This window comes from Caballeronia arationis (genome assembly GCF_001544975.2).
Classification (GTDB): Bacteria; Pseudomonadota; Gammaproteobacteria; order Burkholderiales; family Burkholderiaceae; genus Caballeronia; species Caballeronia arationis.
In genome coordinates, this window is sequence record NZ_FCOG02000017.1 from 127,703 (window position 1) to 137,730 (window position 10,028).

At 65.2% G+C, this 10,028-nt stretch carries 10 protein-coding genes; 6 read left to right on the forward strand and 4 right to left on the reverse strand.

Going from position 1 to position 10,028, the window contains the following annotated elements:
* The first annotated feature begins 41 nt into the window (after nucleotides 1-41).
* From AWB81_RS13175 to AWB81_RS13195, 6 genes are all read left to right on the forward strand, one after another.
* The gene (locus AWB81_RS13175) at nucleotides 42-896 is read left to right on the forward strand and encodes a helix-turn-helix transcriptional regulator (RefSeq protein WP_062635920.1); all 855 of its coding nucleotides are present in this window, start codon (nucleotides 42-44) and stop codon (nucleotides 894-896) included.
* Between the two features lie 253 nt (nucleotides 897-1,149).
* A complete protein-coding gene (locus AWB81_RS13180; protein ID WP_087134945.1) occupies nucleotides 1,150-1,920 on the forward strand; it encodes a peptidoglycan-binding domain-containing protein in 771 nt (256 codons plus the stop codon).
* Nucleotides 1,921-2,079: 159 nt separating this feature from the next.
* Nucleotides 2,080-3,900 carry a hypothetical protein gene (locus AWB81_RS13185; protein ID WP_143753689.1) on the forward strand — a complete coding sequence of 607 codons (1,821 nt, stop codon included), beginning with the start codon at nucleotides 2,080-2,082 and terminating at the stop codon, nucleotides 3,898-3,900.
* Nucleotides 3,897-4,595 (forward strand): hypothetical protein, encoded by a 699-nt coding sequence (locus AWB81_RS44685; protein ID WP_062635925.1) that lies wholly within the window; start codon nucleotides 3,897-3,899, stop codon nucleotides 4,593-4,595. Before AWB81_RS13185 ends, AWB81_RS44685 begins: the two co-directional genes overlap by 4 nt.
* The gene (locus AWB81_RS13190; RefSeq protein WP_167306358.1) at nucleotides 4,592-5,545 is read left to right on the forward strand and encodes a transglycosylase SLT domain-containing protein; all 954 of its coding nucleotides are present in this window, start codon (nucleotides 4,592-4,594) and stop codon (nucleotides 5,543-5,545) included. Before AWB81_RS44685 ends, AWB81_RS13190 begins: the two co-directional genes overlap by 4 nt.
* Before the next feature lie 91 nt (nucleotides 5,546-5,636).
* Nucleotides 5,637-6,560, forward strand: a complete 924-nt coding sequence (locus AWB81_RS13195; RefSeq protein WP_062635930.1) for a DUF4231 domain-containing protein — start codon at nucleotides 5,637-5,639, stop codon at nucleotides 6,558-6,560.
* 157 nt (nucleotides 6,561-6,717) lie between these two features.
* Here AWB81_RS13195 and AWB81_RS13200 read toward each other — a convergent pair whose 3' ends face one another.
* The 4 genes from AWB81_RS13200 to AWB81_RS13215 are packed head-to-tail and all read right to left on the reverse strand — an operon-like array spanning nucleotide 6,718 to nucleotide 10,019.
* Entirely contained in the window at nucleotides 6,718-7,734 is a 1,017-nt protein-coding gene (locus AWB81_RS13200; RefSeq protein WP_062635931.1) for an aldo/keto reductase, read from the reverse strand.
* A gap of 9 nt (nucleotides 7,735-7,743) precedes the next feature.
* The gene (locus tag AWB81_RS13205) at nucleotides 7,744-8,058 is read right to left on the reverse strand and encodes a hypothetical protein (RefSeq protein WP_062635933.1); all 315 of its coding nucleotides are present in this window, start codon (nucleotides 8,056-8,058) and stop codon (nucleotides 7,744-7,746) included.
* The gene (locus AWB81_RS13210) at nucleotides 8,055-9,062 is read right to left on the reverse strand and encodes a Gfo/Idh/MocA family protein (RefSeq protein WP_062635935.1); all 1,008 of its coding nucleotides are present in this window, start codon (nucleotides 9,060-9,062) and stop codon (nucleotides 8,055-8,057) included. The genes AWB81_RS13205 and AWB81_RS13210 overlap by 4 nt, the downstream gene beginning before the upstream one ends.
* Nucleotides 9,063-9,086: 24 nt before the next feature.
* The gene (locus AWB81_RS13215; protein WP_062635937.1) at nucleotides 9,087-10,019 is read right to left on the reverse strand and encodes an electron transfer flavoprotein subunit alpha/FixB family protein; all 933 of its coding nucleotides are present in this window, start codon (nucleotides 10,017-10,019) and stop codon (nucleotides 9,087-9,089) included.
* Between the last annotated feature and the right edge of the window lie 9 nt (nucleotides 10,020-10,028).

Consider the following 10,028-nt stretch of genomic DNA (forward strand, 5'->3'; position numbering starts at 1 on the left):
TGACGCCGCCACCCGGCGGCCAGTCAGGAGGAGCAGGAGTCATGTCGGACACAACAGCGCTAGCCCACGCGTCGCCCAATCGCGCTTTCCTTTGGGTGGATCTCACGCGGCAGCCGAGCACGTCGCTAAGCGATTCCCTTGACGGCGCCTTCGAAATACGCCGCGTCCGTGAACCTTTGCACATCTTCAGCGCGATCAGCATCCACGCACCGGCATTCGTCTGCTTCGAGTTCGAAGCGTGCGGCGAGTCCGGTGAGTCCGATGCGCGCGGCATCGAGTCACTGACGCGCGTGCGCAATGAACATCCCACCCTGCCCGTGCTCGTCATCGCGGGGCCCGGTTCGATGATCGTCGCGTTGTGGGCGCTGCGCCTGCGGGTCTGGGACCTGCTCATCAAGCCGGTGGCACACGACGAACTGAGCCAGAGAATCCTGGCGCTTGCATCGATGATTCCTGCCGCGCAGAGCGGCATCCGACATGTCGTCGAACCGGCGTCCACCTCGTTGCCCCACACTGCTGTGGCGCCGAGCGTCTTGCGGCGCACGTCGCCCGCCGTCGCCTACGTCGCCGCGCATTTCGACCGCAAGATCGGGCTCGAGGACGTGGCCGGGCTCTGCCAGCTCAGCCCGTGGCAGTTTTGCAGGGCGTTCAGGAAGGAGCACGCGATGAGCTTCGGCCAATACCTGCTGCACTTCAGGATGGAGCGCGCGTGCGAGCGGCTCGCCTTGCCGGACGCGCTTGTCAAGCAGGTGGCCTACGCGGTGGGCTTCAACGATGTGTCGTACTTCACCCGTTCGTTCCGACGCGAGTTCGGCGTGTGTCCGAGCGCCTATCAGCTGACCGCCCGGCCTCATCTCGAACCTCGCGCCGAGATGTGCGAGGCGAGCCTCGGATAATGCGCGGAGCGGCTCTCGGCGCGCCTGACCACCGGAAACCGATGCGCTCTCGGGTCAGCGGCTGGGCGGCGAACCGTCCGAACGCTTCGCGGCGCGTGCCCTCGTGGGCGGGATACGACTCATGCGTGGCGGATTTTCATGGCATGTCGCCCTTTTAAAACGTATGCGGACAACTAAACTGATTTCATCCGGTTTCGAGTGACGCCACTTCCTCGCGCGCCGCCGCAACAGCAAGACCGCTGGAGACACCTCGATGAACCCCTCCCAGTACTCCGATTCCATCCGGGCCGAACTCGATTTATTAGCCATACTATCGGTTGGAAGCAAGGGGCCCGGCGTCAAGCGAGTCCAGGAATGGCTATCGCTGCATGGGTTCGGGACGACCATCGACGGTGACTTCGGAACCGCCACCGCACATGCCGTGAGCGGATTCCAGACGGCGCAGGGCCTCGCCCCGAGCGGCGCCGTCGACCAGGCGACCTGGGGCGCCCTCACTGCCCCGATGAGCGCCGCCCTGCAGAACGGCACGGCGCTCGACATGCCGCAGCGTGTGAAGGAAATCGCGAGCCGGCATCTGGGTGCGAAAGCGCGCGAAGTGGGCGGCGACAATTGTGGGCCCTGGGTGCGTCTCTACACCGGCGGCCGCGAAGGCTCGGAATGGAAATGGTGCGGCGGCTTCGTGAGTTTCGTGCTGAAGCAGGCGACATCCGAGCTGCAGAAGGCGATGCCGGTGGCCGGCTCGCTGTCGTGCGACAGCCTCGCCGCCCAGGGCGACAAGGCCAACCGGCTGGTCAGCGGCGCTACGCTCGGTCCCGGCGACTGGCAGGGCCTCGGCCCCGCGTTCATCTTCCTCGTCAAGCGCACGAGCAGCGACTGGTCGCACACGGGCCTCGGCTTCGGCGGATCGCCTGATCATTTCGACACGATCGAAGGCAACACCAACGACGACGGCAGCGCCAACGGCTACGAGGTCGCGGCGCGAGTGCGCTCGGCGAAGGACAAGGATTTCATCGTCATCCAGTAGCGGCGACGCGTTGCATCGGGCCTGTTCGGCGTGCCGCGCATATCGGTGTGCGCCTCCGCGGGAGACGGCCGCCGGGCGGCCGCGACGGCGTGCTCCCGCGCGACACGCGGCACGCTTCGATTCCCCAAGGCTCCTCGTTCAAATCTATGGAGTTGCGCCATGTCATGCATTCGGCGAGGGCTTTACCTTCTATTCGCGTCCCTGATGCTGCTGATGGCCGGCACGTGCCTCGCGCAGGGCGCGAACGCTCCGCAAGCGGCGTCTGGCCCGCCGATCGTGATCGATCAGTCCGTGCTGAACGCCATGGTCAAGGCGCAAAGCGTGGACGGTCACCCGGACCAGGTGCAGTTGTCGCGCGACCAGATGCTGAGCCTCATGGGCTCCGCCTCCGACGCCGAACGAAGCCGAGTGATGCGCTCGCTCATCATCGCGAGCTTCTCGTTCGTCGCCTTGAGCATCATCATCATGATGATCGTGGTCGGGCTCGTGCGCCTGTCGTTCTGGAAAAACGCCGCGCAAGCCGGCCCGCAACGTTGGCGAACCTACCTGCTGCAATTGCCGCTCGGTGCGCCCGAGGGCAGCATCCGCGCGCTGCTCTCGCTGTTCGTGGTCGTGTTCGGCTTTCTCGTGATCGCGATGCAGAGCTATCTCGGCCTCGGCAACACCGAGGCAATCGCGGGTTTTGTCGGCTCGGTGATCACGTTCTACTTCACCTCACGCAATAGCGAGCAGGCGCGCAAGGCGATCGTCCAGGCCCAGAGCGCGGCGGACACCACGGCGACCACGGTGGCGGGCGTCATCCAGAAGGCGACCGACGCCGCGACGACCGCGCAGCGCGAGAACACCGACCGCATGACCACCCTGACCCAATCCGTGGTCGACAATTCGAAGGAAAGCGCGACGATGGCGCTACGCACGATCGCCGGCACGGCCGCGGGCGGTGTCGACGCGGCCGCCGCCGCCGATGCGACGAACGCGCAGTCGCGGCTCGCTGCGGTGCGTGATCAGCTCACCGCGATCCAGCAGGTGGCGCATGGCGTGAGCGCCCTCGGCGTAGGCGTCGAGACGCTGCCAGCGGCGGCGGCCTCCATTGCGGCCGTCGGCGACCTGCTCGGCAAGGTTCAGCCGCTCTTGAGCGGGAAGCCCGACGCGGCGAGCGTCGAAAGCGTCCTGCAGGACGTCAGCGCGAAGCTGCCCGCGCTGCAGGCGGCGGGACTACCCGGAGCGGTGGCTGAATCGATCGAAGTGCTGCGTTCGGTCGCGTCGCCGATTCTCGCCGGCCTGCCCGGCGGCCCGATCGGCATCGCGGGCGGCGTGCTGGTGGCGGCCATCCGTCTCGCGGGCCGCCAGCGCGACCTGAACAACTTCAAGGCGGCGCTGCTGAGCAAGCCATTCGATGCGACGCTGCTGCCCGACGCGCCCGACGAAGCCACCGCAGCCGCGGCCTTCGCCATCTCTCCGATGATGCAGGCGCATTTCCCGGACGCCGACCCCGCGCTCAAACTCTCCCTGATGGCCCTCGCCGTGCGCAAGAACGACGACGGCTCGCGCCGCAACGCCGCCGACATTGCAGCGACTTGCAGCGACGACATCCGCAACAAGACGTCTGCCGTGCTGCCCGCGCGCAAGCCCGAGGCGGAATTCACCTCGGTCGAGGAACTGACCCACACCTTCGACGAATATCTCGGCTCGCTGGTGCACCTCGCAGCGCTGCCCACCCTTCCCGCCGACGTCGCGCTGCCGAAGGTCGCAGGCGTGGCCGACACCGCGCAGGCGAGCCTGAAGACCCTCGCCGATTCTGCGCGGCAACTCCTGCCCGACCCGAAGGCGGCGGCCCAGCTGGAGCGGCTCATCTATCTCGGCGAAGCGCTCGGCAAGCTGCCGATCGACAAGGAGCAGGCGGTGGGTCTCGTCACGGACGCGCTGGCCGTGGTCGCCCGGACCGCACTGGTCCAGACCAAACCCGAGGAGTCGGAATGAACGCGAAAACAGTAGCATGTGTCGCGGCGCTCGTCTGGCTCGCCGCGTGTTCCGGCGGCAGCCCGCCGTTCGTCCAGAATCCGTCCGTGACGCAGCTGGACAGGATGGAGAAAGCGAACCAGAGCGCCAGGCAGACAGGTGACCGCGCGCCGCTCAGGTCGATGGTGGCGGAACAGATCGACTGCACCTCCCGCGCCGACGCGGTATGCGAGCGACTGTTTGGATTACGCGCGAGCGCCTGCGCGCAACTGACGAACACCGGCGACGCGCCGAAAGACGCGGCGGCCCGCCAGTGCGCGGTGTCCGACTACGAGCAGGCGATCACGCTCCTGCCCGATCCGCCGAAGGACACGGACCGCACGGCCCTGCTCGCCGGTCTCGCCGATGCGCTGAAGACCATGCGCGCCTACGCGGGCCCCGCGAGCGCCGCCGCGCTGCAGTCGCGCTTCGACAGCACGCTCGGCAAGCTCCAGGCCCAGCCCGACGGCCAGCCCTACGTCACCTATTTCCGAGCCGACGCAGACGCCACGCGTGCGATGAACGGACTCGTCGCGCCGGCCCAGGTCTGCCCGACGCTGAGCGGCGCCCGCAGCCAGCTCGCGACGACCCGCAACACGAGTGCCGAACTGTCGGCACGCATCGAGCGCCTCTCGAAGGCCATCGACACGTTCTCTGCCGCAAAAGGATGCACATGATGCCGACCTTCACGAGAAATCTGTGGCTGACTTCGCCCATGATGCGCGGCGCCGACGTGGCGCAGGCGCAGACCCAGCTGATCAGGATCGGCTACAAGCTCACGAGCGACGGCATGTTCGGACGTGCCACGAGCGAGGCCGTGGTCGACTTCCAGACGCACAATCCGGCGCTCATCGCCGACGGCGTGCTGGGCCGTCAGAGCTGGGCGCTCCTCTTCGGGGAGACCACGCCGGTGCTTCCGGACCGAGCCGCGGGCGATATCCTGACTCCCGAGCAGATCGGCAAACTGACCCAGCAGCACCGGCAGTTCTCGTCGAGCGACCTGTGGCGGATCGGCCGCGACGGCGTGGCCGTACACGACGAGGCGTCCGCAGTCTGCACCTCTGCAGACGAGGCTCAGGTCCGCAACGTGTTCGACGCGCAGAAGGCCGCGCTTGCGACGATCCTCAGCAAGGTGCCTGTGCCGATCGAGCTGATCATCGCGTGCATCTGCGCCGAAAGCGGCGGCAAGGTGCGGGCCGAGCGGCGCGAGCCGGGTTGCAGCAAGATCGATCCGACACTGACGCCAGGGCGCGTGTCGGTGGGCCTGATGCAGACGCTGCTCAGCACCGCGCGCGATTCGCTGCGCCGCCCGCAATTGAGCCTGGACGACCTGCGCGACCCGCTCGTCTCGATCGAAGCCGGTGCGACCTATATCTGGCGTCAGGCGCGCCTGACGGGCTTCGATCCGCCGCTCGTCGCGGCCGCGTACAACGCCGGCGGCGTGCGCTTCAACGACAATCGCGCCAACCGCTGGCGACTCGTCCAGTATCCGATCGGCACGTCGGCGCACGTCGACCGCTTCGTTGCGGCGTTCAATGCCGCCATGCGCCTGGACGACATAGCGACGCTGAACGCGTCGCTCAACAACCGTCTGCCCAGCTTCAGGAACTTTCTTTCCGCGGCTTGAGCGCAAGTGGCGCAGTACCGGCGTACGCTTTGCCCTTATCACGCATACTGTCTGCAGCCGTGCACGGAAAACTGCAGCCTTGGGGGAAACGATGGACGCATCGCTCGAGTTGATGTGGAACAAGTATCGTGGTTGGGCGCGGCGAGCCCGGACCATCCGGAGCGACCTCGACCGCTGGCGGCTTCGCACTCTGTTGCTGACGGTCAGCGGTGCCGTACTGGCCACATTGGCCGCGCAGTTGCCCGGGTGGCTTCCAAAGCTGATCGTGGTTTCACAGGGCTTGAGCGCCGCCAGTGCCGTCGCCATGGCGCTCGCTGCCTGGGCCGCAAGCTCGATGCTCGACTCGAAGGTGGAGAAGGACTGGATTCGCGCTCGCGCGCTCGCGGAGCGGGCGAAGTCCGAGTCGTATCGCTACGCCGCGAGCGTGCCGCCTTACGATGCTGCCGACGCGAGCCAGAAATTGCTCGACAAGGTGAAGGAACTGATGGCCGAAGGAGAGGACCTGCCCGCGATGGATGCCAAGGGCGAGGATGCCAGCAAGGACCGGCCCGGTTATCCGCTTTCCGTGCAGGATTACATCAAGATTCGAATTGACACTCAGGTAGCCTGGTTCACGGAGCGGGCCGACTTGAACGAGCGCAACGGTGTACGCAGCACACGGGCGGTACAGGTGTTGAGCGCCCTCGCGGCCGTGCTGGGTGCGTTGGGTGCGTTGGGTGCGGGCGCCGGATTCGCGGTCTGGGTGGCCACGCTCAGCACGATTACGACGGCGATCGGCACCTACGCCTTGGCGCAGCGGTACCAGCGCCTGGCGGCTACCTACCGTCTCGCTGCCGACCGGCTCACGTTGCGCCGCACGGCATGGAACATCGCCACGCAAGCGCAACCGAACCCGGCGGCGGACACGGCCCTGATCCTGGATAGCGAGGGCATCTCCAACGGCGAGACCGATGCCTGGGTGGCCGACTTCCTGAAGAAGCCGGCCGCGCCACCTGTTGAGACAGCTGCAACATGAACCGAACCTCGTCGCCGTAATGCCGTCGTTTCCGAAGGGACTTGGAATGCGGTCCGTCAAACACCTGCGGCTTGCGTTGCTATCGTGGCCGTTTCTCAGGTACAGCAACGTTTGCCGGAGAGAACGCGAAGGAATGGATGCGTTTGCTCGATAGCGGCTATTGCGGCGTGGGCGCGTCTTGCCGGATCAGTTCGCGACGCTTAAGCTCGTCCCAGAACGCCGAAGGAATGTCTGCCCGGAAGGTCTGCAAATTGTCTGCGAGTTGGTCGACGGTACGCACCCCGGGAATGTTGGTGGGGATCGCCGGGTGGCCGAGAACGAACTGCAGCGCCGCTGCCTTGAGCGGCACCGAGTATTCGAGACACATCTGTTCGATCTTGCGCACCCGTTCGAGAATCGCTTCCGGCGCGGGCGAATAGTTGTATTTCGCACCGGGCACCGCGCCTGTCGCGAGAATGCCGCTGTTGTACCCGCCGCCGAGGATCACGGACACCTGGCGCTCTTCGCACAGCGGCAGGAAGCCGTCGAGCGCATCCTGTTCGAGCAGCGTGTAGCGGCCGGCGAGCAGCAGGCAGTCGAAGTCGTTGCGCTTGATGGCTTCGTGCGCGACCTGCCATTCGTTCACCCCCACGCCCACCGCCTTCACGACGCCTTCGTCGCGCAGCTTCAACAGCGCCTTTGCCGCGCCCGACATTGCCGCTTCGAACATTTCCGGCTGGCGGTTGCCATGCGTGTAGGAGTCGATGTCGTGGATCAGCGCGATGTCGATGTGCTCCAGCGCCAGCCGCTGCAGGCTGTCTTCGATCGACCGCATCGTGCCGTCGTAGCTGTAGTCGAAGCGCATCTCGAACGGCAGTCCATTGACCCACGGCGTGAAGTCGATCTCAGCGCGTTTGCGCGGCTTGAGAAGCCGTCCGACCTTCGTCGACAGCACGTACTGGTCGCGTGGATACCAGCGCAACCCCTGCCCGCAACGCGCCTCGCTCAAGCCGTGGCCGTACAAAGGCGCGGTGTCGAAATAGCGCACGCCGGCGTCCCAGGCGGCCTTGATCAAGGCCGCCGAATCTTCCTCCGAGATCGGCCGGAAGATGTTGCCGATCGGCGCGGCGCCGAAGCCCATCAGCGTCGTTTCGAGTCCCGAGCGCGGCCATTTACGCTTTTCTGCTGGATTCATCGTCGTCTCCTACTGAAAGTGGAACTTCGAGGCATTTGTTTGGTTCCGTAACCCACCGGACACCACGACCATCGGCTTCGCCGCGCAAACAGATAAACGCGTGGCATGAACGGTCGCCCGCAGCTTGGGCGGCACTGCCACGACCACGCCGCGCAACCCTTCGAGCACAAGCGCCAGGTTCGCAGACGGCACTTGAAACGGCACGAGTACGGCATTCACTCCATGACGCGTGAAAAGAGCGTTAAAAAGCTGCGGAGACTTCGCCTGTGCGATGGGGTCGCCCAGAATGGCGACATTCCTTGTTCCTCCGTCGATGCAGGTCACTGGCGTTGTCTTGTGCGGGCGGTAATGCGTTCGATCAGCCGCTGCACCCGCAGCGCGTCGTCGCCGGTTACCAATGGGGCGCGATCCTCGCGAATGGCGGCCATGAAGTCTTTCAGCAGATCGCGATGGGCGGTGTGAGAGAAGTCCATCGGCTTCGCACCGAACCCGGACGACGACGGATCCCGAAACTCATCGACGCGGCCGTCGCGGAAGAACACGCGCAGATGACCGCCTTCGAGCACCGCTGTCCCATCCGCGCCGATCAGTTCGATGCGCTCGGGAAAGCCGGGGAACGCGGCTGTCGTCGCGAGCACCTGACCTGCGGCGCCGCTCTCGAACTTAAGTGCAGCGCTCGCGAAGTCTTCCGCCTCCATCGAATGCGAGGCGGTGGTCGCGGTTGCACCCACCACCGTTGACACGTCTCCGGCCAGCCACATCAGGATATCGAGCGAGTGAATCGCTTGCGTCATCAACACGCCCCCGCCGTCACGGGCATACGTGCCGCGGCCGGGCTCATCGTAGTAGGACTGCGGTCGCCACCAGCGCAGATCGACACCCGCATACGCGATCGGTCCGAGCGCACCGCTCTTCGTCAGCGCCGCGAGCCGCTCTACAGCGGGACGAAATCGATTCTGAAAGACCACGCCGAGTTGCACGCCGGCCTCGCGACAGACCTCGACCGCTCCCTCAGCACGTGGCATCGATATGTCGAGCGGCTTTTCAAGCAGTACGTGCTTGCGTGCGGCAGCGGCCTGCGCGACGAGTTCGAGATGCGTGTGCGGCGGCGTAAGCACCAGAACGGCATCGACACCTGGATCGTCCAGAACTGCTTCGAACGACTCGCTAACAGGAAAGCCGTACGTTCTGGCGAAGCGCGCAAGCCGTTCCCGCGAACGACCGATTATGCCCACCACCTCCACTTCCTCATTCAGTTCGCTCAAGGCGAGTGCGTGTGGCGTGGCGGCCAGCCCGGCACCGACAATTGCGATTCGAGTTTTGCGCATCGGGAAGTCCTTAACGAGGTTGCTTCAGATTAGCGCAGTCAACTCTGGAACGGCTTCGAAGAGGTCCTGAGCCAGACCATAATCCGCGACGCTGAAGATCGGCGCTTCAGCATCCTTGTTGATCGCGACGATGACCTTGCTGTCCTTCATGCCGGCCAAATGTTGAATCGCGCCCGAGATGCCGACTGCCACATACAACTGCGGCGCGACGATCTTGCCGGTTTGGCCAACCTGGTAATCGTTCGGGACGAAGCCCGCATCGACTGCTGCACGCGATGCGCCGAGCGCAGCGCCGAGCTTGTCAGCCAAAGGTTCGAGCACTTTCGTGTAGTTCTCGCCGTTGCCGAGACCGCGTCCACCCGAGACGATGATGGTCGCGCTCGTCAACTCAGGGCGATCGAGTTTAGTCAGTTCACGGCTGACGAACTGCGAAATTCCTGCGTCCGCTGCCGCCTCGATCTTCTCGACTGATGCGCTGCCACCTTCGGCTGCGACCGGGTCGAAGCCGGTCGAACGGACCGTGATCACCTTGATCGGATCGCTCGATTGCACCGTTGCGATTGCGTTGCCCGCGTAGATCGGGCGCTCGAAGGTGTCCGGTGCGTCCACAGCCGTAATGTCGCTGATCTGGGCGACGTCGAGATGCGCAGCAATACGCGGTGCGATGCTTTTGCCGTAGGCCGTAGCGGGCGCGAGGATATGCGAATAATCCTTCGCGATATTCAGCACCGTGCCGTCGAAGTTTTCGGCCAGCCCGTCGGCGAGTTGCGGCGCATCGGCCAGCAGCACTTTCGATACACCCGCGATCTTCGCGGCAGCATCGGCTGCGGCTTGCGCGCTCGAACCTGCCACAAGCACATGAACGTCGCCACCGATCTTCAAAGCAGCAGCAACCGTATTCAGCGTCGCTGCCTTGATCGATGCGTTCTCATGTTCTGCGATTACCAGAATGGTCATGTCCTTTCC